At 59.7% G+C, this 22700-nt stretch carries 14 protein-coding genes and 1 tRNA gene; 5 read left to right on the top strand and 10 right to left on the bottom strand.

From position 1 onward, the window contains the following. Nucleotides 1-67: 67 nt before the first annotated feature. A complete protein-coding gene (locus AC5FXY_RS19245; RefSeq protein ID WP_493558343.1) occupies nucleotides 68-2035 on the bottom strand; it encodes a DUF4394 domain-containing protein in 1968 nt (655 codons plus the stop codon). 314 nt (nucleotides 2036-2349) lie between these two features. Between AC5FXY_RS19245 and AC5FXY_RS19240 the strand changes: the two genes are divergently transcribed. Then, nucleotides 2350-3786, top strand: coding sequence for an RtcB family protein (locus AC5FXY_RS19240; protein WP_493558342.1), 1437 nt, complete (start codon nucleotides 2350-2352; stop codon nucleotides 3784-3786). A 107-nt stretch (nucleotides 3787-3893) separates the two neighbouring features. On the opposite strand, the gene AC5FXY_RS19235 is transcribed toward AC5FXY_RS19240, so the two are convergent. Continuing rightward, nucleotides 3894-4112, bottom strand: a complete 219-nt coding sequence (locus AC5FXY_RS19235) for a PID-CTERM protein-sorting domain-containing protein (protein ID WP_493558341.1) — start codon at nucleotides 4110-4112, stop codon at nucleotides 3894-3896. 62 nt (nucleotides 4113-4174) lie between these two features. Beyond that, nucleotides 4175-8596, bottom strand: coding sequence for a DUF4394 domain-containing protein (locus tag AC5FXY_RS19230; RefSeq protein WP_493558340.1), 4422 nt, complete (start codon nucleotides 8594-8596; stop codon nucleotides 4175-4177). A 584-nt stretch (nucleotides 8597-9180) separates the two neighbouring features. Between AC5FXY_RS19230 and AC5FXY_RS19225 the strand changes: the two genes are divergently transcribed. Together AC5FXY_RS19225 and AC5FXY_RS19220 are read left to right on the top strand one after the other, a co-directional pair. After that, nucleotides 9181-11070, top strand: a complete 1890-nt coding sequence (locus AC5FXY_RS19225; RefSeq protein ID WP_493558339.1) for a PAS domain-containing protein — start codon at nucleotides 9181-9183, stop codon at nucleotides 11068-11070. A 114-nt stretch (nucleotides 11071-11184) separates the two neighbouring features. Continuing rightward, entirely contained in the window at nucleotides 11185-11601 is a 417-nt protein-coding gene (locus AC5FXY_RS19220; RefSeq protein WP_493558338.1) for an OsmC family peroxiredoxin, read from the top strand. A 259-nt stretch (nucleotides 11602-11860) separates the two neighbouring features. Here AC5FXY_RS19220 and AC5FXY_RS19215 read toward each other — a convergent pair whose 3' ends face one another. From AC5FXY_RS19215 to AC5FXY_RS19205, 3 genes are all read right to left on the bottom strand, one after another. Next, a complete protein-coding gene (locus AC5FXY_RS19215; protein WP_493558337.1) occupies nucleotides 11861-12466 on the bottom strand; it encodes a TetR/AcrR family transcriptional regulator in 606 nt (201 codons plus the stop codon). A gap of 184 nt (nucleotides 12467-12650) precedes the next feature. After that, a complete protein-coding gene (locus AC5FXY_RS19210) occupies nucleotides 12651-13187 on the bottom strand; it encodes an MOSC domain-containing protein (protein WP_493558336.1) in 537 nt (178 codons plus the stop codon). A 42-nt stretch (nucleotides 13188-13229) separates the two neighbouring features. Then, a complete protein-coding gene (locus AC5FXY_RS19205; RefSeq protein ID WP_493558335.1) occupies nucleotides 13230-13712 on the bottom strand; it encodes a DUF2231 domain-containing protein in 483 nt (160 codons plus the stop codon). A gap of 548 nt (nucleotides 13713-14260) precedes the next feature. On the opposite strand from AC5FXY_RS19205, the gene AC5FXY_RS19200 reads away from it, so the two are divergent. Next, on the top strand, nucleotides 14261-14986 hold the full coding sequence (locus AC5FXY_RS19200) for a Dps family protein (RefSeq protein ID WP_493558334.1): 726 nt from the start codon (nucleotides 14261-14263) through the stop codon (nucleotides 14984-14986). 309 nt (nucleotides 14987-15295) lie between these two features. Then, nucleotides 15296-15377 (top strand) — tRNA-Leu (locus AC5FXY_RS19195). A 70-nt stretch (nucleotides 15378-15447) separates the two neighbouring features. Here AC5FXY_RS19195 and AC5FXY_RS19190 read toward each other — a convergent pair. The 4 genes from AC5FXY_RS19190 to AC5FXY_RS19175 all read right to left on the bottom strand — a co-directional run bounded on the left by AC5FXY_RS19190 (nucleotide 15448) and on the right by AC5FXY_RS19175 (nucleotide 22681). After that, entirely contained in the window at nucleotides 15448-17016 is a 1569-nt protein-coding gene (locus AC5FXY_RS19190; RefSeq protein WP_493558333.1) for an NFACT RNA binding domain-containing protein, read from the bottom strand. 283 nt (nucleotides 17017-17299) lie between these two features. After that, complete coding sequence (locus tag AC5FXY_RS19185; protein ID WP_493558332.1) at nucleotides 17300-18067, bottom strand: MBL fold metallo-hydrolase; 768 nt, start codon at nucleotides 18065-18067, stop codon at nucleotides 17300-17302. Nucleotides 18068-18170: 103 nt separating this feature from the next. Beyond that, nucleotides 18171-18548 (bottom strand): response regulator, encoded by a 378-nt coding sequence (locus AC5FXY_RS19180; RefSeq protein WP_493558331.1) that lies wholly within the window; start codon nucleotides 18546-18548, stop codon nucleotides 18171-18173. Nucleotides 18549-18607: 59 nt separating this feature from the next. Beyond that, the gene (locus AC5FXY_RS19175) at nucleotides 18608-22681 is read right to left on the bottom strand and encodes a PAS domain S-box protein (protein ID WP_493558330.1); all 4074 of its coding nucleotides are present in this window, start codon (nucleotides 22679-22681) and stop codon (nucleotides 18608-18610) included. Nucleotides 22682-22700: the final 19 nt, after the last annotated feature.

The following is a 22700-nucleotide window of genomic DNA, read 5'->3' as shown; positions in this document are numbered from 1 at the left end:
GCTCCACAAGATAACAGGCCCCGCGGCAGATGCCGCGGGGCCTGTTATCGTTATAGCCGAAGCGAATCTATTCCACCATCAGGCGCTTCGTCACCATACCTTCAGCGGTGCTAATCTGCACCAAGTACATGCCATGGGTTACGCCAGCCAACGAAATCGAGGTCAGCTGCGCGCCGCGGGCGGGCACTTCCTGCTGACGTACTTCCTGGCCGAGCGTGTTGAGCACGCGCACGGTAAATGCTTGTTTGGTGAGTTCGGCGGGCAGCTCTAGGATGGCTTCGCCCTGGGCAGGGTTGGGGTACAGCGACACTTGGCGGGCCAGTGCAGCGGGCAGCGTGGCGGTGGGCAGGCCAGCTTGCGAGAAGGCCGCGAGGCCGCTGATGGCAATACCGCCGCCGATGGGCCCCACCAGGGTAGCCGCCCCGGTGGTCAGGTTCAGGGTGTACAGGTTGTCGTTGGTGCTGGTGCCAGTGCTGGCAGCCATTACGGCTACGTTGGTGGTGTTGTCCATGAACATGTCGAAGTCCACCGAGTTGGTTGTGCGGTTTACCACAATGCCCGAAGCACCTACCGTGTTCAGCGTGCCGTTGTTAGGTGGATCTTGGCGAACGAGCACGTTCAGCGCGTCGTCGTAATTGAAGAGCACGGTGGCGGTGGCGCTGACCACGCTGTTGGTATAGGCCGAAGCCGAAATGCTGGGCGTAGCGGCCGCGTTCGGGTCGCCGGTGGCGTAGGCTAGTGTGCCATCGGTGCCGGCGAGGGTGCCGTCGTTGGGGTTGAGACGCAGGTTAGCGCGGTTGGTGCTCGTGACGCGGATGCGGTCCACCGTGGGGTTGAAGTCGAAGCCGATGCGGTCGGTGGCCGTGCCCAGGTTCAGGGTCAGGGCTGCGCCGATGGTGGTGGTAGCCCCGGTGGTCAGGTTCATGCGGTAGAGCTGCGCCTGTTGGTTGGTGGCATTGTAGCCGAGGCCGTACAGCTGGTTGGTAGCCGGCCGGAAGTCAATGCCGACCAACGCCTGACCCGCCGTGAGGCCGGTGATGGGCATAAGGGTGCGGATAGTGCCCGGCAGGCCCGAGTCGAACGACAACAGATTGGTACCCGATACGGCGTACATCAAACGGCCCGTAAGCGTGGCGGGCACCGAGCGGATAATGGCCACGGCAATGTCAGAAACCATGGTGGTAGCCGTGCCTATTTGCCCTACCGACGTAGCCGCGCCGGTGTTCAGGTTCACCGTGTACAGCGTGGTGCCGGTGGAAGTACCCACCATCGACGCCACCATGTAGGCAGTATTCGTTTGGTTGGTAGCGTTGTAGGCAATGTCGAGGTCGGCGCTCTGCGTGGCGCCGCTCGTTGTCACGCCCAAAGTGCCCACCGTGTTCAATGTGCCATCGTTAGGCGGAATCTGCGTTACGAGGCGGCTGTTCAGCTCGTCGATGTTGTAGAGCGTGGTGCTGCCCGTGCCGATGTAGCTGTTGGTGTAGGCCGAAGCGCCCACGCCCGGCGTCTGCATGGCGTTGGCATCGCCCATGGCATAGGCCAGTTGGCCGTCGGTAGCGGTGAGCGAACCGTCGTTGGGGTTGAGGCGCAGGTTAGCGCGGTTGGTGCTCGTGACGCGGATGCGGTCCACCGTGGGGTTGAAGTCGAAACCGATGCGGTCGGTGGCGCCGCCCAGGTTCAGCGTAAGTGCCATCCCTACGGCTGTGGCTGCTCCGGTGGTTACGTTGAGGCGGTAGAGCTGAGCTTGCTGGTTGGTGGCGTTGTAGCCGAGGGCAAACAGCTCGCCCGTGTTTGGGCGCGAGTCCATACCCACCAGCGTCTGGCCAGCCGTGACGCCCGTAATAGCGTTGGTGGACGTGAGCGTGCCGGGGGCTGAGGCTTGAAAAGCAACCAGATTGGTGCCCGATAAACCATAAATCGTTTGGGCCGTGGCGGGTGCTAAAGCGCCGAGAGCAAGCGCCGAGCCCAGCAGGGCTACACGGCGTAGCTGGGAGCCGAACAAATGATTTGAGGGCCGTAGTAAGGGTGTAAACATGAGTTTATGGAATGAATGGGTAGTTTGACGAAACGACTGACGAGTGACACAAGCTTGCAGCTCTTGTCACTGCTTGTAAGAGCAGGAGCTACGATGTGCTTTACGAGTCGGATTGTCGTTATTGATTAAATCAGCGGTAAAAAATATATCCCCCTTACTATTATCCTGTTACCGCGGAAAAACGCTGGGATGGATTAGTAGCTAGCATCAAATAGCTCACGAATCGGAGGAAATTGTCAAGAGCTACGGGCTAAATGCAACCCGGCCGGGAGCCTGCGCGGTAAACCCCTTACCATCCTTCTCCCACCCGCATCATGGCCAAAAACACCAGCAAACTCCATAGCAAGGACCTGCGCCAGCTCGGCTTCACCGAGGATAAGCACATAAGTCTGGCTCTCGATATTTTGGATCAGCGCGAGTTGCGCAAGCTCGACAAAGGCAGTGCCATGGCACTGCTGCGCGAAATCAAAGAAGACCCTTTCAAATACGTACGCGACCAAACCTGGCGCCCCCTGGCGCAGGAACTGGTGCCGCAACCCGACCGCGACGTCAAGCTCAATCCCAGCATCAAGGACTACCGCCGCTACGGCGACGCCTTCATCGAAGACGGGGCCCGCAAACAGATGGACACTGCCATGCAGCTGCCCGTCACCATCGACGGCGCCCTCATGCCCGATGCCCACCAGGGCTACGGCCTGCCCATTGGCGGCGTGTTGGCCGTCGACAACGCCGTGATTCCTTACGGAGTGGGCATGGACATCGGCTGCCGCATGGCGTTGTCGGTGTTTCCGCTGCCGCCGCGTTACCTGGAGCAGCGGCGCGAGGAGCTGAAGAAGCTGCTGCACAACCACACCCGCTTTGGCAACAAGGAGGTGTTTAAGAACCCTGCCGACGACCCCGTGCTGGAGCGACCCGAATTCAAAGAAATCGGAGTGGTGCGCGGCAAGCACGAGGCGGCCGTAAAACAGCTCGGCTCATCGGGTTCCGGCAACCACTTCGTGGAGTGGGGCATTGTGGATATCACCGCCGAAGACAACGAGCTGAACGTGACACCGGGCCAGTACCTCGGGCTGCTCTCGCACTCTGGCTCGCGCGGACTCGGGGCCGCCATTGCGCAGCATTACACCAAGCTGGCCATGAACAAATGCCCGTTGCCGCCCGAAGCGCGTTACCTCGCCTGGCTTAGCCTCGATACGCAGGAAGGGCAGGAGTATTGGCGCGCCATGAATCTGGCTGGTGACTATGCCTCGGCCTGCCACCGCGACATTCACCGCCGCCTGAGCAAGGCCTTGGGCGAAGACGCACTAGCCAAAGTGGAAAACCACCACAACTTCGCCTGGAAAGAGCGCCTGTCCGACGGTCGCGAGGCCATTGTGCACCGCAAAGGCGCTACGCCCGCCGGGGAAGGCGTGCTCGGCGTAATTCCTGGCTCGATGACGGCGCCGGGCTTTATCGTGCGGGGCCGCGGCGTGGTCGAGTCGCTGCAATCGGCCTCGCACGGGGCCGGGCGGCGGCTTTCGCGCACGCAGGCCAAGCAGCAGGTAACCGAAGGCGAACTGCGGCGGCTGCTGCGCGACCAGGGCGTGGAGCTCATTGGCGGCGGCCTCGACGAAGCCCCGATAGCTTACAAGGACATTCACCAAGTAATGGCCCACCAGCAAGAGCTAGTGGACGTGCTGGGCTCGTTTACACCCCGCATCGTGCGCATGGACGCCGGCGGCGCGGGCAAAAGCAAGTACGGCGGCGAGTAGCTGGCATCGAAGCTGAAAAGGCAGATTCTTTTCTCATCGTTTAAAACGAACAAGCCCGAACCAGTTGGTCCGGGCTTGTTCGTTTTGACATTGTAAGCAGCTACGTCTTAAGCCTTCCGGCGTCGTTTGCGCAAGCGGCTCAGTGCATAGGCGCCGCCTGCTGCCAGTAGCAAGGAAGCTCCTCCATCAATGGGAACCTCGGTAGGCGTGGTAGGAGTGCCCGGGGTGGGCCCACCGGTGCCTGGGCCTTGGGCCTGAGCAGGCAGTGCGAAGTAGCATAAGCTACCGACCAGTAGCAGGGCAAGGGCCAAAAAGGATTTTTGCATGAGATGTCAACTGTAAAATGAACCCGGGCACCAACTGCGGCAGCCGATGCCCGGGCAATGCCTTATTCCACCACCAGTCGCTTGGTGACGATGCCTTCCGGCGTGCTCACGCGCACCGAGTACACACCGCGGGCCACGCCCGTCAGCGGCAGCACCAGCGGCTCGGCGCCGCGGGCGGCGGGCAGCGTGCGCTGCAGCACCTGCTGGCCCAAGGCATTGATTACGGATACTTCCATAGCCTTGCCAGCCAGCGAAGCGGGCAGGCTCAGGGCCACCGTGCCGCGGGCCGGGTTGGGATACAGGCCGACTTGCTGGGCCAGCTGCACCGGGGCGTTAGCCAGCACCCGGTTCGGAGTAAAGACGAGCGTGAAACGGCCGGTGGCCGGCGCGGTGCTGGCCAGGGTGAAGGTGTACGAGGGCTGCTGCTGCAGGTCTACCACAGTGCCGGTCTGCGCGTCGCGCAGGTAGGCGTAGGTGCCGGCGGGCAGGTTCAGCAGCTCGGTGGCGCGCAGCGTGTGCGGACCGGCTTGCACAGCTTGCACGTGCAGGGCCACCACGCGGTCGGCGGCGCCCAGCGGGGGCAACGCATTCACCGACAGGTTGGTGGTGGCGTTCAGCGCCGAGGCCAGCACGGGGGTGCCGCCGGCCAGCAGCTTGTAGGCGTCCATGCTCGCATCGAAGCCGGCGGTGGCGCCGGGCTCCAGGTACACCACGGTTTCATCGGCCGAGCCGGTGGCGCCGCGCAAGTCCAGGCGCACCAGCGGGCCGGTGATGGCCGAATTACGCTGGAACACGGGGCTGGCGTAAGTGGTCAGGCGGGCGGCGTTGGTGAAGGAGAGCTGCGGAATCACCGTGGCCGGGGAGTTGCTCACCCGCACGAAGAAGCCCTGGCCCACGGCCAGCTGGTCGGTGCCGCCGTTGGTGCCGGTGCCGTTGGCCACGTAGCTGGAGTAGGTACCAGCGTACTGGCCGGTGGAGCGGTACACGTACACGGCGGCGTCCACGTTGGTGCGGCCCACCAGGTCCCAGTCGATGGGCGAGGGGTAGGGGTTGCCGAGCAGGTGCCAGCCCGATTCGGTCTGCGTGCCGCGCGTCAGGCCACCGACGGTGATAGGCCCGTTGTTCAGGGTGCCCACGAAGTCCACTGTCTGCGAGGCCGGGATGTTCACCGTGTAGCCGCGGCCCACCACCAGCGGGTCGGCCAGAGACGAGGGGGAGAAGTAGCCGCGGTCGAAGTCCTGCGGGAAGGGGTTGCCGCTGCTCGTCACGCGCTGCTCGTTGTAGCCGAACACGGTGGGGAAGGGCGTCACCAGGGTGGGCGTGGGCGAGGTGTTGTAGGCTGGGTTCACTACCGGGGTGTAGCCCGGCGTGGCCAGGTCGCCCACGTTTGAGCCGCTTACCGGCGACGAGTAGTGGCGGTAGCCCGGGCCGCCATTGCTGCCCCCATCGATGGCGCGTTGCACGGTGGCAGTGCCGGTGACGGCGCCGTTGGCATTCACCACGTGCGCGGTGCCCGTGGCGTTGGAAAGCAGCGTCAGGTTGCCGTTCGAGGCCAGGTTACCGTTGAGCAGCAGCACGCGTTGCACCTGCACCGGAGCCGCGGCCGTTACACCAGCTGGGCCGGCCGTCAGGTTGTTAAAGAAAGTAGTAGTACCGCTGATGGTCTGAGCAGCCGAACCGTTGAAGGCAATGGTGCCCGTGCCGGTGCCCAGGGTAGTGCCACCGTTGTTGGTAAAGCTGCCGTTTACCGTCAGCGTGCCGCCGTTGGCCGTGGTCAGCGTAGCGCCGCTGGCCAGCGTCACGTTGTTGGCTTGCTGGCCGTTACTCACCACCGGGTCGTTCGCTACGTTCGGGATGGTCACGTTATCCGTGGCCATGGGCACCTGCGGCGGCAGCCAGTTAGCGGCCGTGCCCCAATCGGTGCTCACGGCGCCAGTCCACGTCAGGCCAGCCGTGATAACCGGGCCGGGCGTTAGGAAAGCGGCCAGACCGGTCAGGTTGGAGCCGTTGCCGATGCGGCCCACCGGGTTGGCGGCGCCCGAAGTCAGGTCGATGGTGTAGAGGTTGTCAGCCGTGCTACCCGTAGGCGCTGCTACCAAGAAGGCCGTATTTACGGGCACGGCCGGATTGGTCAGGTCGGAATACACGTCGAAGTCCACGCCGGCTGTCACTGCAATGCCAGTGCTGCCTTGGTCCACGTAGGTGCCAGCATTGGCATCGGTGGAGCGCAGCAGCACGTTGCGAGCCTGGTCGTAGCCAAATAGGGTAGTCCCCGTGTTGGCGTTGTTGTCGTTGTTGATGTAGGCCACAGCCGACAGCGCCGGGGCACCGGCGGGGTTGCTCAGCGTGCCATCGGTGATGAAGGTGCCGTCGGCCGGGTTCATGCGCAGGTTGGCCTGGTTGGTAGCCGACGTGATGCGGATGCGGTCCGGCACGGGGTTGAAGTCGAAGCCGATGCCAGCAGCGCTGGCGCCTAGCGGCATCGCCTGCACCCCACCCACGGCCGATAGGGCGCCAGTGGTCAGGTTCAAGGTATACAGCTGGCCCTGCTGGGCAGCGGCATCGTAGCCCAGGGCGTACAGCTCACCGGTGGCGGGGCGGAAGTCAGTGCCCACCAGCACCTGGGTGCCTTGCAGGCCGGTGATGTTCACCGCCGTGCGAATAACGCCGGGGTTGCCGGAGTCAAACGATACCAGATTGCCGCCGGCCACGCCGTACAGCAAACGCCCGGTGAGGGCAGCCGTGGCGTTGGGCCCGTTCAGGAAGGCGGCTACATCGCGCACCGGAATACCCAGGCCGATGGTGCCCACCAAAGAGGGGTTGCCGGAGCCCAAATCCAGGGTGTACAAGTTGCTGTTGGCCTGTCCGCCGGGGTTAGCCGTTAGGAAAGCGCGGTTCAGCGAAGCGCCGCTGTCGAAGTAAATATCCAGGTCAACGAGGGCGTTGGCTGGATTCAGCGTCAGCCCCGTGGTGTTGCCCACGGTGTTGAGCGTGCCAGCATTCGGCGGATTTTGGATTGCCAGAATGCTCAGCGCTTCATCGATGTCAAAAAGCGTGGTGCTGGTGCTGCCCGGGTAGCTGTTGGTGTAGCCCACCGCGCCGATGCGCGGCGTGGCTCCGGCATTCGGGTCGCCGGCGGCGTAGGTGAGCTGGCCGTCGGTGGCGGCCAGGGCGCCGTTGTTGGGATTGAGGCGGTAGTCGGCCCGGTTCGTGCTGACGACGCGGATGCGGTCTACCGTGGGGTTAAAATCGAAGCCGATGTTATCGGAAGCGCCGCCCAGCTCCAGCCGGATAGCCGCCCCAATGGCCGTGGCCGCGCCCGTCGCTGGGTCGATGACGTAAAGCTGCGTGTTGGGGCCAGCTGTGGTAGCATCGTAGCCCATGCCGATGAGCTGCCCGGTGTTCGGCCGGAAGTCGGTGCCCACGATGCTCTGGCCTGCCGTTACGCCGGTCAGCGGTACGGCGCTGTTGATGAAGTTCGGCGTGCCCGAGTAAAACGAGAGCAGCGTGTTGTTGGTGTTCAGCGCGTAAAGCAACTGCCCGCTCGAAGCCGGCGTCGTGCGGTCGATGCGCACGGCAATATCAGTGATGCCCACGCCCGTGCCGGTAATCGCGCCGGAAAAGGTGGTAGCACCTGTCGTCAGGTTGAGGCGGTAGAGCAGCGAAATGAAGTTGCCGCTGCCATCTACTTGGTTTACGTTCAGGTAAGCGTTTTCAGCACCAGGCGACACAGTGAAGATGTCCAGATCAGTGCTAGCACCCGGGGCGTTGATGGGGGTGGCGTTGCCACCAGCCATGGGGTTCAGCGCAGCCACGGTGCTGAGCGTACCGGCGTTGGGCGAATCGGAGCGCAGCAGCAGGGAGCGTTGCTCGTCCACGTAATATAGCGTGGTCGACGCGGTTCCAATGTAGGAATTGGTGTACCCGGCTGCGCCCACGAAGGGGTTTTGGCCTGCGTTGGGGTCGCCGGCAGCGAAGGCCAGCGCGCCATCCGGAGCAGCTATAGCGCCGTTGTTGGGGTTGAGGCGGTAGTTGGTGTCGTTGGTGCTAACCACCCGAATGCGGTCTACCGTCGGGTTGAAGTCGAAGCCAATGCGCTCGGTAGCGCCGCCCAACTCTAGGCGTACCGCGGCAGCCCCAACGGGCGTAGCCACAGCCGTAGTTTGGTTGAGCACGTACAGGCGGGCGTTGGGGCCAGCCGTAGTGGCGTCGTAGCCCAGGGCAAACAGCTCGCCGGTAGCCGGCCGGAAATCCAGCCCTACCAACGTTTGCCCCGGCGTGATGCCAGTAATGGCCATGCGCGTCTGCGATGTAGCTGGCGCCGCTATGTTCACGGAGGTAAGATCGGTGCCAGAAAGGCCAAAGACTACTTGCGCATCGGCGGGGTTAGCGGCCAGCAATAAGCCCAGCAGCCCTGCCGACAGCACGGCGCGCCGGGTTCGGGAAACACAATTCAGCGGGGACCAAAGTAGGGGTGTAGGCATAAGCGACTAAATGGTAAATGAAGTGAGGAAACGGGGCTGGTAGTCTAGCCCGTCGGAAGGCAACAGCAAGACATACGGAAACGTAATCCAGATCGGATTGCATTATTCAATTAAATTGCTGTTAATAATAAAAGAATCGTCTAATCTGCTTTTCAGGTACTTGAATCAGTTACCAAAGGCTACGAAGCTGGCTTACGGTTATAGCAACAGCTCAGCGCACAAGGGCGACAGGTACTTGCAAACTTGCACCAGGGAAAGAGCTATTGGAAAGAAAACCAGAGAGCTGCACAACTGACTTAAGCCTGCGGATTAGCCGTAGCTAATGCTAGTCTTGAGCTACGCCGCAGCGCCGCCCCATTGCGCGTCGCATCGTTGCTGACGTTGTTAATCTAAATCGTTAACTGTCCCCGTTGGTAGCAGCAGTGGCAAAAGCTTTCCTACTAATGAATCAATTCTTTACCTTGCCAGTACAAGCTACGTGCAGGGGCGCCGGGCCTTTCTGCATGGAGCATATTATTAGTTTAACTCTTGTTGCTCATGCTACGCGCTGATTTTTCAGCGTGCAGCTGACGCGTTGTGTATTCATGCCGTTGACTCCTGAACACCAACCCAGCTACGAACGCCTGCAGACCGCCGTCGATGCGGCAGGGGTAGGTACCTGGGACTTGAACCCCCTCACGGGGGAATTAATCTGGTCGAGCCGCTGCAAGGAGCTTTTCGGCTTGGCGCCTACGGATGAGGTCACGTATGAGCGCTTCTGGGAAGCGCTGCACCCCGACGACCGGCCCCGCTTGGAAGCAGCCGTGCAACAGGCCCTAGACCCCACAGGCCAAGGCATCTACGACGAGGAATACCGCACCTTGGGGCTGCGCGCCGACAAGCCGCTGCGGTGGCTGCGCGCCACCGGGCGGGCCTTCTTCAATGACCAGCAGCGTGCCGTACGCTTTATTGGCACCGTTGCAGATATTACGGCCCAGCGCCTGCGCCACCTGCAACTGCAGCGCCTCCACGACTCGCCCCTTATTGGCGTCGTGTACTGGGACCTGGACAAGCCAGAGGTGGTGGAGGCCAATGGAGAGTACCTGCGCATCGTGGGCTACAAGGCAAAGGATTTGGCGGCGGGCAAGATTAACTGGGTCGAAATGACCCCGCCCGAGTACCAAGACGCCGACAGGCAGGCCAAAGAAGAGCTGCGTCGTTACGGCCAGCACCGGCCGTACAGCAAGGAATACATTCGGGCCGATGGCAGCCGAGTGCCGGTGCTGCTGGGCGGGGCGTTGGTCGAGCCAGGCTCGGGACTCGGTATTTCGTACTGCCTGGATCTATCGGTGCAGCGTGAGGCGCAGCGGCGCAGCGACGCCCGTGAGCGGGAGTTTCGCTTCTTGGCCGATACCATCCCCCAGATGGTGTGGACCTCCGACGTTTCCGGTAGCAATACCTACCTCAATCAGCGCTGGACGCAATACACCGGCCTCAGCCTTGATGAAAGCCTCGGCAGTTATGCCTGGCAAGCCGTGCTGCACCCAGCCGACCAAGCCGCCAGCCTGGAGCGGTGGCGACGCAGCCTGCGCACTGGGGAGCGGTTTGAGACGGAGTACCGCATCAAATCCCGCACCGGAGAATACCGGTGGTTTCTGGGGCAGGCCGAACCGCTGAAAAGTGCCTCTGGCCAAGTCGTAGAGTGGTTTGGTTCGTGTACCGACATTCATGAGCGGAAACAAAGTCAGGAAACCCTGCGGGCTAGCGAGGAGCGCTACCGCCTGACGGCCCTGGCCACCAACGATGCGTTGTGGGACTGGGACTTGGTCACCGATACCCTTACCTGGACGTCCGCCATCGAAAGGGTGTTTGGGCACGAAGCGCACCAAGTCCAAAACAACATTCACTGGTGGAGCGAGAACATCCACCCCGACGACGCGCAGCGCGTGCTCGAAGGAATACACGCCGCCATAAACAACGGCGCTGCAGGCTGGCATGATGAATACCGCTTCCGGCGAGCCGACGGCGCCTACGCGTTTGTGAGCGACTGTGGCCGCATCGTCCTCGATGAAAACAGTAAGGCGGTGCGCATGATCGGGGCCATGAAAGATGTAAGTCAGCAGCGTCAGGCCGAAGCTGCCTTGCATCGGTTCCAGGCCGCATTTATCGCCCTCGCAGATACTTTGCCGCAGCTGGTTTGGCTGGCCACCCCCACCGGGGAGGTGTATTGGTGCAACCAAGCCTGGATCCGCTACACCGGCGCCGATCCTGCGCAGCTTCACAATCAAGGCTGGTTGCCTTTATTGCTCCCGGAGCAGCAGTCCCACGTGCAGCAGAGCTGGCCAGCCAGCCAGCACGCCGCCCAGCCCTACACCGAGACGCTCAGCCTGCGCAATACCGATGGGCAGTACCACTGCTTTCGGGCGCATATCAAACCCCTGCACGACGAGTACGGCCAGCTTCAACACTGGCTTGCAACTTTCTCAGCTGTGTAAGAAGGTTAGGGTCCACGAACAGCCGGGGCCCTCACTCCGGCTGTTCGTGGACCCTAGCATGGGCCTGTTGGTCAGGTGAATCTGGATTTATACAATTGTACGCTAAGCCTTACTATGTCTATCAAGCGCTCCGCTACCGCCCTGTGGCACGGCCGTGGTACCGACGGCTCCGGCCAAGTGACGACCACCAGTACCGTGCTGCAGGAAACGCAATTCAGCTACCATTCCCGCTTTGAAGAAGGCATTGGCACCAACCCGGAAGAGCTAATGGCCGCCGCTCACGCTAGTTGCTTTGCCATGAAGCTGGCTTTCAACCTACAAACTGCGGGGTTTACGCCTGAGTACATTACCGCCCGTTGCGAAGTGGTACTTACCGATGGCTGCATTACTGAATCCAACATAACGGTGGATGCGGCCGTGCCCAAGCTGGCAACCGAGACGTTTTTGGAAATGGTGAGTGATGCCCGGCAAAATTGTCCGATTTCCAAGGTGTTGCGGGCAGATATCAAATGCGCCGCTACACTAGCCTGACGCGCGCGGCGCCGCCATCGGGGCGTGCTTTGCCATGCGTCGTAACAGTCTCTTTACCATGTTATGTGGCCTAATCGCATCAGCGTCGCTGTTAGGGAATTGAGCAAGCCGTGTACCGTCACGTTTCTTGCCGTATCAATGACCTATCTGGTGTGGGATGAAGGGAAAGGCGCCGCTGAGCTATTTCCAGAAGCTATGCGAGCTGATGTGCATACGCGCTATCGGGAACTGTCCTCGGCGGCCGACGTCATGCCATGGCTTATCTCTTCAGGCCGTTGAGCAGAAGCGTGAGGGTATAAGTCATCTTTTCCTGCACCGGGGCATAGTCCACTTCGTGGGCAAAGCGGGTGCGGGAGCGTTGCACAGCCTCTTGCTTGATCCCGTCGGCTACTGTCAGGAGCGCATCGGCGGCGCGCTCAGGCTGCATTTTTAAGAACTCACGATCCTCCATGCCTTCCTGCAGCAACTGTCCCAAAAACGTCAGTTCCTGTTCGCGTACTGCTTGGTACACGTCGTCGAACATGGGTTCCAAACGCTGCAGGCTCTCGATGCTGAGTTGGTGCAAATTCAGCACTTGGCGGTAATAATCGAGGCGACCGGTCAGGTAAGCTAGAATTTTATCGGTCGAACGGGTAAGCGGCTGCACCTGCTCTTGCAACGCCTCAAGGTAGCGCTCAGCCTCACGCAACACCACCTGGATGAAGAGGTCTTCCTTGTTCTTGTAGTAATAGTACAAGGACGCCTTATTCAGCCGGGCTACGTCGCCAATGTCCTGCAGCGTGGTCTTTTCGTAGCCAAAGCGGCTGAAGCATTGAGTAGCCGCCCGCAGAATATTTTCGCGCTTGTCATCCCTCTTGGCAGTCATAGTGGGCAAATGTAAAACTACTCTTGACTTTTCAAACGTATTGACATAACGTTTGAAAAGTCAAAATATAAGATGCGAGCGTAGTTCAATAATTTATAGTACAGTAGTTCGATGGCCGGGAAAAGCAACGGGCTACCCCGGCTTTCAGAGAAACCGGGGTAGCCCGTTGTCGGGGGTAATTGTACTAATTGCCTAATAGTTCGCGACTGACCTCCATGCTTACTGCGTCTCCAAGGCGGATGATGCCGCCCTGGACGATGCGGGCTGTAAGGCCCCCGTGGCCGCGCATGGCGTTGTAGCCGCCGGCGCCTAACTCTTCTTCCATGCGGGAGCAGGGGTGGCATTCGCCGGTAACTTCCAGAATTACCTCCTCGCCAATGCGCACGCGCTGGTTTTTAAGCGCCAGCAGATTTATACCACTCACAACAAGGTTGCGCCGTAGCTGGCCGGGGTCGATGGGCACCTGCAAGCCCAAAAAGCCAGCGACGGCGTTAAGGTGTTCGTGCTGGATAAGCGTTATCTGGCGTTTGCCGCCTGGCCGCGGGCGGGCGTGGTCACCGGCCAGATGGGCATCGGTTAGGGCCTCGACCTGAGGCAGCGCGAGCAGCGGCTGGCGCCGCGCCGGGCGCACCCCAATCCATTCCACGCGGCCCGTCTGCGGCAGGGTAGCCAACAGCCGCGCCACTAAGGATTTGTCGTCGCCGAAAAAAGGAAAAGCCATGCGCAGAAGGAGCCGATTGAAGAACCTTGTACGCTGCCGGGGCTATTCGTGGCTGTCGCCTGCCTTGTCGTCGTGGCCGCTGTCGCCGTCGATACCACGAATTTCGGGATGATTGATCTGCCCGCCTTCGAGGCCAGCGTGAGCCATCAGGCCGAAGCTTACGGCCGCTCCCAACAGAGTCAGCCGGCTCAGCATGGCGGTGCGGGAGTTGTTGCGTAGCGCCAGCGTAACCAGGGCCAGCGCCCCCGTGGCCTCCAGTACCCAAAAGGCCAGCTCGGCGGCTTCTTCGTGCTCATGAATCAGCTCATGCGTCACGCCCGGACGGTCTTCCACCAATTCCTCCGCACCTTCGCCTGTTAGCTGCACCGGAATACACAACAACGCCGACACCAACATGGCTACCAGCCCGGCACGGGTGAGTACTGCCTGGCGCTGCAGCACACCCGCTGCCAGCAGCATAACGCCACAAAGAGAGCCAAGAATAGGAAAGTGGTTAAGCAGCAGATGGAGGTGCGCTTCGTTCATAATAACTGCGGGCAGAAGAGTAAAAGGAATCCGAAATGTAGCGCGGAAAAACGGCATTCCGCAGCGGAAAGCCCTCAACTATCTACTAGCCGGGCAACTACAAACGGCGCTGCAGCGAAGGCTCCAACGGGCATTATTTTCATCGCACCTAGCACCGCGGCTGCCTGAACAGTCATGTGACTCTCGGAGTAGTCAAAAAAACCAGCTGTTTGAGCTCCGTAATCAGTGCTGGCCAAAGCCCTCAGCAGGATTCGCGCTGAGGAAGAACGCCTTCAGAATTAGCCCGCCCAGGGAATGGACCTGGAGACAACGCAAAAGGCACGGCAAGCCGTTGGATCAATCACAATGCCCTGGAGTAGCTCCGAACTAATGAGATGTTCTTCGGGGTAGGGGCACGGGTGGTAGGCTGACATGGCGGCTAAAGAAAGAAGCCTGCCCCAACCTCGGCTGCCCGCCCGGCGTAAGCCTTTGGATAGTCGCCATAGCGGTTATCTAACCAGTGTGGCGCCCCAATATCCCAATATTGACTCCCAATCTTTCTGACTTACATGGCAACCAAAACCACTAACAAAGCTGCTTCCTCGACGAAAAGCGCAGACAGCAAAGCATCCAAGGGCCGTACCACGGCCGCCCGCGGCCGCGCTACTGAAGCCAACGCAACCCACGACGATATCGACTCGCCAAATAGCCTAGCCAAAAACGAAACCGACACCCTGCAGCCCGTATTGAACCAGCAGGAGAACTCGCCGCGGGTGTTGCAGCGCTATGGCACGGTAGCGCAACGCCTGCCCATCGGCTTGGCCGAAAACGTGCGGCAATCCAGCGTGGACGCGCTAAACCAGCTGCTGGCCGATACCATCACCATCCGCGACCTGTACAAGAAGCACCACTGGCAGGTGGTTGGCCCGACGTTTTACCAGCTACACCTGCTCTACGACAAGCACTACGAGGAGCAAAGCGCCTTGGTCGACGACATTGCTGAACGCATTCAGATTCTAGGCGGTATTGCCCTGGCTATGGCCCCGGATATAGCCGAAGCTACTTCCATCCCACGCCCGCCCCGCGACCGGGAAGAAGCCCCAATACAGGTGTCGCGCCTGCTGGAAGCGCACGAAATTATTCTGAAGGAATGCCATGAGTTTGCGGATATAGCTGACTCTCTGGGCGATGATGGCACCAATGATTTGATTGTAAGCCAAGTTATCCGCACCAATGAATTGCAGGTGTGGTTCCTGTCGGAGCACATCGTGGATACTCCGCTGGCCCGCTCATAAGCCGCCCCAAACCAGATAGCCACGGCCGCTTCCGAAAACTCGGGAGCGGCCGTGGCTATTTAGCAGTTGAGTAACCGGAAGTTCTTTTGCAAAGCCCTGCATTACCGATAATGTAAAGGAGGCTCACGTCTGAGATAGGCAGAGGATACGAAGAAATTTATTGCCTGATTGCCTTAGCACTACGGTTTATCTGCGGGAAAACATCGGCGGTTACTTGCGCCAATACAAGTCAACTACTACTTTTGTCGCCACTTCGCCACCCTCGAATGGCGAAGCGGACGCCGACAACGCGTCGATTTATCGTGTTCTGCGCACGTGGTGAAATTGGTAGACACGCCATCTTGAGGGGGTGGTGCCTTCGGGTGTGGGAGTTCGACTCTCCCCGTGCGCACAGAAACAAGAGCGGCCCGCTTTCCTAGGAAGGCGGGCCGCTCTTGTTTTTCGGGTGGTGGTGCTTAGCGCTACGCCCGCTCAAACGGGTTGGCAGGAACCACCAGCACTACTTTTTCACGCTCTACTATCACCTGACCTGCTGCGGCTCCGCGAGGCTTGCGCACAAATTTCTTGGGGGTTACGGTCACCGGACAAAGCGAATCGTTTTGGCGACGCGAGTACCAGGCCGCTAGTTGGGCGGCTCGCTCCACCACGGGGCCAGGCACTGCTTGGCCCGGTCGCTGCCTGATAACGACGTGCGAACCAGTTACATCTTTGGCGTGCAGCCATAGATCGTCTTTGTGGGCATAACGCTGAGTGAGCAGATCGTTGTTTTGGGCATTGCGGCCCACCAGAATGGTGAATCCGCTGTCCTCAAATACTTTAAAGGGAAGCTCAGTGGCCGCTTTGCTTTGTATTGTAGGGTCGAGGCCGTGTTGCTTGCGCCAGGCGCGAAGGCTACGCAGGTCTGGCTGCGTAGGCAGCTCTTCCAGGCGCTCCAGGCACCATAAGGCTTCGGTTTCGCGCTTATCGGCCCGCTCAGTGAGTTGCTGGGTTTCGATCTGCTGGTTTTTGGCCTTGCGGTACAGGTTCTGAGCCGTGCGCTGAGGTGTTTCGCTGGGCTTGAGCTTGATGATTCGGGGCTGGTCGTCGCGGTAAAAATCCAGCAGCTCTACCTGCGCAGCACCCGCCGGAATCTGGTGTAGGTTGGCCATGATCAGGTCGGCGGTTTGGCGGTAGCTGGCTTCGTGCTCCAGGGCGTGAAGCCGCCGCCGAGCCATACTGGCGCTAGTAGTGGCTTCGTCGGCACGCTTCTCGAGTAGCTGCTGCAGCTGGCGCAATTCACTTTCGTAGGCCCCGCGCCCTAGTAGCAGCGGCACAAAAGTGCGTAACGCCCCGATTGGGTCGGCTGGGAGCGTCTTTTCTACCTCCCCCAGCGGTAGCAAGCTCAGGCGCGTGCGGCCTTCCAGGCTGATAATGTAGAGAGCTTTTGGCTGCGTTAGTGCCCCGAGCAGCTCCTGCAGTAGCGCTATGCGCTCGGGTTGGGTGGCAATATCATAGCCGCGGTTGCGGAGCCACTGCCGCGGCACTTCGCCGAGGGTGGGGTAGAGCCGGGCCGGATCGGGATGGGCGGCTACTTCAGCGGTGCTGGGCGAGGGGTAAATGGGTGCATGCAACAGCGAGGCATCGGTGGTTACGCGCTGCTGGAAAAGCTGAGCCGGGGCATCGGGGGACGGATAAAATACACCATTGGGCCGCGGGCCAAAGAGCTTTAAAAGCAACACGCCACCATCAGCGAAATGCAGCTGCAACACCCGGTCGTTTGGGGTAGCATCTACACGTGCTATCGTACGGCCCAGCATATCAGGTAGTAGATCTACAGAATTTTGGCGGGCGCGGTGGAAGCTTTCCGGCAGGGAAAGCAAGGGCTGCGTACCGGCCAAGTGCGCTTTCAGCCAAAACTCCGCGGTGCCATTTGTCAAACCGACTACCAACTCATCCTTTTCCTGCGAAAAGCACGCCGCCACGCGGTATCCTGATAAAGCTTTCGACAGGGCCGGAGCTAGCAGACGCAGGAAGTAATAGTTGTTGTGCATGTCGTGAAGCAGACTTAGGTGCTTGCGGTTTCGTACAGCTCCAGCGGGAGTTGATCCGGGTCAAAGAAAAAAGTGAAACGGCGACCGGTGAATTCATCCACGGGCTTGCCTTGAAGGTTGACCTGTCATATCATCTTCTGCCTTTTGCTGCAGGGTACTCAAAAACAGGAATGGGTCAGAGGCATGATGCAGCGTAGATCACCCTAGCTATATGTGCCGTATAAGCCCAAGCGCTTGTCAGCTGCTTAAGGCAGCCTGCATCAAGCCTGCACTGATCGGCTCTTTACACCTCCACGCGTAGCCCGTCATATGCTAGCCGCACGTGCGGCGGCAGCGTGGCTTCTACCTCGCGGTGCTTCCCCAGCAGGTGACTGATGTGCGTCAAATATGCTTGCTTAGGCTGCACGTCCTCAATGACTTCCAGGGCCTCAGCTAAATTGAAATGTGAGATGTGCGGCTCGTGGCGCAAAGCATTCAACACCAGTACGTCAGAGCCGCGCAACTGGTCACGCGATATAGCCGAGAGGTAGTTGGCATCGGTGACGTAGGAGAAGCGGCCTACGCGGAAGCCGAGCACCGGTAGCTTGTAGTGCAGCGCGCGGATGGGCTGAAATTCTATTCCTTCAACCTCAAAAGCATCAGTGTCACTGAGAATGGGAACGGTCTGAACCTGGGGTATGCCAGGGTATTTTTGCTCCGCAAAAATGTACGCGTATTCGCGTTTGAGCTGATCAAGCACCCGCTGCTCGGCATACACCGGCATGTCTTGGCGCTGCTTGAAATTGTAGGCCCGGATGTCGTCCATGCCGGCCGTGTGGTCCTTGTGCTCATGGGTGAACACCAAGGCATCGAGGCGGTCAATATTGGCGCGCAACACTTGCTGCCGAAAGTCCGGCCCTGAGTCGATGATAATGCTGCGGCCCTGCACCTGCAGGTGCACCGACACGCGCAGGCGCTTGTCGCGAAAATCCACCGAACGGCACACTTCGCAATGGCAGCCAATAACTGGAACGCCCTGCGAAGTACCCGAGCCGAGGAAAGTGACTTGCATTTATCTAGAAGTTAGAGTTGAGAAGTTAGAAGTGAGAAAAGAGGGGCCAGCAGGTCGCTAAACAAAGTCTCAGTTCTCACTTCTCAGCTCTCACTTCTACACCTTAGCCGATATGCTGCTTTACGGTGCGCACCAGCGCGTCGAAGTCCAGCGGTTTGGGCAGGTAATCGGTTATGCCGGCTTCGCGGAAATCGTCCATCGAATAGTTGTTGGCATTGCCGGTAATGGCGATGATGGGTACCAGGCGAATTTTATCCTCTTGGTGTTGGCGAACCTCGCGGGCCACCGTCATGCCGTCTTTCACCGGAATGTTGATGTCGAGCAAAATGCAGTCGATAGGTTGCGCTTCGAGCTGTTTCATCACCTCACCGCCGTTTTTGGCCGATACAATGCGGTATTTCTGCAACTCCAGGATCTTCTTGGTCAAATTCAGAATCACGGAGCTGTCCTCCGCAATCAGAATGGTTTTTGAGTCGGACATGACTGACAGCTAGGTTTTTTGGAGGATTGGAGGTAGGAGCGGTACGCGTGAAAAGCTTATTAGGAGGTGCTGGTTTGGGCTGGATACTCCGCTAGGAATTGTGCGAAGTAATGCAAAAGCACCTGAAAATCCTGCACGGTACTATCCGTACGGCCCTGCTTGAGGTCATGTTCCAAGTGTTTGGCTTGTTCGGCCAGCCGCGTCAGGCCTAAGGTGAAGCCCGTGCCTTTGAGCTGGTGCAGATGCGGCAAAATTTCCGCGTACTGACCGGCGTCCACCAGTGCTTTAGCCTCGTCCAGCAGCGGCCCGGCCTCGTGCTCAAAATCGGCGTACAGGCCCGAGGCGAAGTCGGCGCCACCGAGCTGGCGCAGTTGCTCCAAGGTTTCCTGATCGATGATGGGCCGATGGTCGTTGTCCTCTACAGGCAATAGGGCTGGAGAGGTTTCGGTGGCCGATGCACCGGCAGTAGGCTGCTCTTCCGGTTTTGGAGCGGCCGGAATCGGAATGCCCTGGGGGCGCCAGCGGCTCAATACTTCGAAGAGGTCTTGGCTTTTTACCGGCTTGGGCACATAGTCGTCCATGCCTTGCTGCACAAAACGCTCGGCATCTTCCTTCATGGAATACGCCGTCATGGCTACCACGGGCGGGCAGCTGGGACCCAGCCGGCGCCGGATTTCGCGCATAGCCGTGACGCCATCCATCTCGGGCATTTGGATGTCCATAAAGATGATGTCGTAACGCAGGCCACTGGTAGCTAGTCCAATGGCTTCGAATCCGTCGCCGGCTACATCGGTGCGGCAGCCTAGCTTATCGAGCAGGCGCACGGCTACTTTCTGGTTGATGGGGTTGTCGTCGACGAGCAGCACACGCGGAGCCTGTTCAAAGCGCATTACTTCGGCGCTGCTCCGGTCGCGCGAGGCCTGCCGCTCCTGCAGGATTTCCTCCTCGTTGGTGGCCACGCGGCAGCGGATGGTAAACCAGAACGTGGCCCCTTCACCCGCCACCGAATCTACCCCGATGCTGCCGCCCATCAGTTCCGCCAATTGCTTGCTGATGGCTAAGCCCAAACCCGTGCCGCCAAAGGATTTGGTAGGCGTGGTATCCAGTTGGGTGAAGTTGGTGAAGAGCAGCTTGGCATTTTCGGGCGAGATGCCGATGCCGGAATCCTGTACCTCGAAGCGCAGCGTATGCTCCACGCCATCGGTGAAAGTGGAAGTAGCGCGCAGCTTCACGCTGCCCTGCTGCGTGAACTTGATGGCATTGGAGGTGAGGTTACTGAGCACCTGCAGCATGCGCATTTCATCGGTAACGATGAAGCGCGGCGTGTGCGGGGTAATCTCGTAAGTAAAGTCCAGGTGCTTCTGCAGTGCCCGGTTGGCAAAGAGCGAGTGGATCTTTTCCAGGGTATAGTGCAGATCCATGCCCTCCTCGTTGAGCTCCATCTTGCCCGCCTGAATCTTCGACAGATCAAGGATGTCGTTCAGAATGGCCAGCAGTGCATCCGAGGATTTGCGCAGCGTATCGATGTACTCCTCCTGCTCCTCCGAAGCCACCGTCTGGTGCAGCAGATCGATCATGCCAATGATGCCGTTCATGGGCGTGCGCAGTTCGTGGCTCATGTTGGCCAGGAACTGGGCTTTGGCGTGCAGGGCCTGCTCGGCTTCGTCTTTGGCGCGGCGCAGGTTGTCGTTGAGCTTCTTAAGCTCCGTGATGTCGCGTCCGATGCCCTCGGTGCCCGCAGGACCGTCCTGTACTAGGCGGGCGTTGATAAGCACGCTCACGGAGCGGCCATCCTTATGACGCATGGCTATTTCGTAGTTGCGTACTTCGCTTTCTTGCCGAATAGCCTGTAGCAAGGCATTGCGGTCTACGGGATTTACGTAGTAATCCACAATGGGCGTGCCGATTACTTCCTCTGGCTCGTAGCCCAACATATCCTGCAAAGAGGGGCTTACCAGCGTCAGGATGCCTTGGCCATCGGTGCGGTAATACACGTCCTGGAACGACTCGAAGATGGCGCGGAATTTCTCTTCCTGCGCCGCTAGCTCCAGCTGCGAGCGTTTCTTCTCCGTGATGTCGTGGGCGATGCCCGAAATTTCCTCGAACGTACCGTCGTCAAGGTAGATGGGGTTGAGGTAGATTTCGCGCCAAGTATCGTGGCCGCGCACGTCACGCAGGCGCACCTCAAAACGCTGCGGCACACCCTCAAAGGCCCGCGTGTAATGCTCGATGAACAGCTGCCGGGCATCTTCCTCCATCATAGCCAAATCGGCGTGCCAGAGGTTGATGTTCAGAGCCGGGTGCACCCCGTTGCGGCGGAGGAAGTAGGCTGCATAGTTGCGGTTGAACGACGTCAGGCGCGACTTCAAATCCACCGACCACATCAAGTGCGTGCCACTTTCAAAAATGGCATTCAGCCGCGCGTTCTGCTTGTTGATCTGCACCTCATTGCGCTTCCGCTCGATGGCCAAGGCTACTTGGTTCGAGATGAAGTGCAGGATTTCTAAGTCACTGGGAGCGTACGCGTCAGTGTTGGAGTAGTCCTGCACCGCAATGACGCCGATAATCCGGTCGCCGATGCTCAGCGGGGAGCAAAGCATTACCTCCGGCATTAGTCCGTAGGCCGTGATGGTGCCATCGGCGATGAGCGCCTGCAAATCATGACGCAGCAGAATCTGCGGCTTGCCCGTGCGAATGATGTACTCCGAAACGCCCGACGAGAAGGGCCGCGTTACCATGGCCTTCTCACCCTGAGAGTTCTGATCGACGAAGTAGGCAAACTGCAGCAGCGTGCGCGCCTCGTCGCAGAGGGCAATGTAGAAGTTGTTGGTTTCGATAATCTTGCTCAGCTCCCGGTGAATGGCCCCGTACAACGAGTGCAGGTCCTTGGAACTGATGGCCAGATTGGCGATGCTGTAATACACCTTCTGCAGGCGCTCGGCCTTGATGCGGTCGGTGATATCGTGCAGAATGGCGCGGGTGCTTACCGGCTCGCCTAAGTCCCAATGGCAGGTGATGGAGCCGATGAGGTGCACGGGTTTGCCCGTTTTGGTCAGGAACACCGTTTCGAGCTTGTTCACCTTTTCGCCCTTGTACAGGTTGCGCAGCTGGTAGAGCAGCTTGGCCTTGTAATAGGGGTGCACCACGTCGCCAAGCGTCAGGTTGGGCAGCTCTTCATCGGAATAGCCCAGCTTTTCCGTCCACGCTTTGTTGACGAATAAAAAGTGGTTGTCGACCGATAGCGTCTGAATCAGGTCGTGGGCGTTGTCGAGAAAGTCCTGAAGACGGGTGCGGTTGTCGGTTAGGGCCTGCGCTGTTACCTGCCGGTCAGTGGTATCGTAACCGATAAAGTAGATGCCCTTGATGTCGCCGGTGACATCCTGAGCAAACTCTGAGTGCCAGAAGAGAGTGAGCAACTGGCCTTGTTTGGTTTGCAAGGAGCGCTCCACAAAATCGTGCAGCTGCTGCTGGGCTAGCGACAGCCGGAAGGCGTGCCGCCGGGGCTCCCGCTCAATAAGCGGCGCAAAGACCTCGAAGTACTCACGGCCCAGAATTTCCTCCCCGGAATAGCCGGTCAGCTGCAAAAAGTGGTCGTTGAAATCAGTAATGTGAGCCTCCTGGTCCAGCGCCAGATAACAAAGGCTGGCGCGGCTCAACACGTCGCGCATTTGTTGGTTGGAGCGCTCCAGGGCCAGTTCCTGCTTTTGAGTTTCGTAGCGGCGGCGGTCCTGGGTTACGTCGCGGGCGGTGAGCTGTACCAGCAGCCGGCCGTCGGGTAATTCCAGGCGGTGTAGGGTCACCCAGGCGTCGAGCGAGGTCTGGTCGGTATGCAGGCCATACCAGGCGCGCGAGTACTGCTTACCAGTACGAGCCGTTTGAAGCACCGCTTCCAGCAAGTCGGCATCAGAAGCCCAGTATTCCTCGGCCGTCTCCTCCGGCCGGACAAAGGCCATCAGGCCAGCATCAAGCAGGATAGCGCGGGTGGTGCCCAGCATATCTACCGCCCGCCGATTGCAATCCAAGAGCCGTCCTTGCTCATCATAAAGCAGGATAGCATCGAAAGCGCCATCAAATAAGGCACGGAAGACGGCAGCGTCGGTGCCCACTAAAGTCTGATCGGTAGAGAGTGACATGCGCAGTAGCAATGGCCGG

It is taken from the genome of Hymenobacter sp. FMD4 (assembly GCF_058932745.1).
The sequence above is the reverse complement of the archived record's forward strand: the minus strand, read 5'-3'. Positions and strand labels throughout refer to the sequence as shown.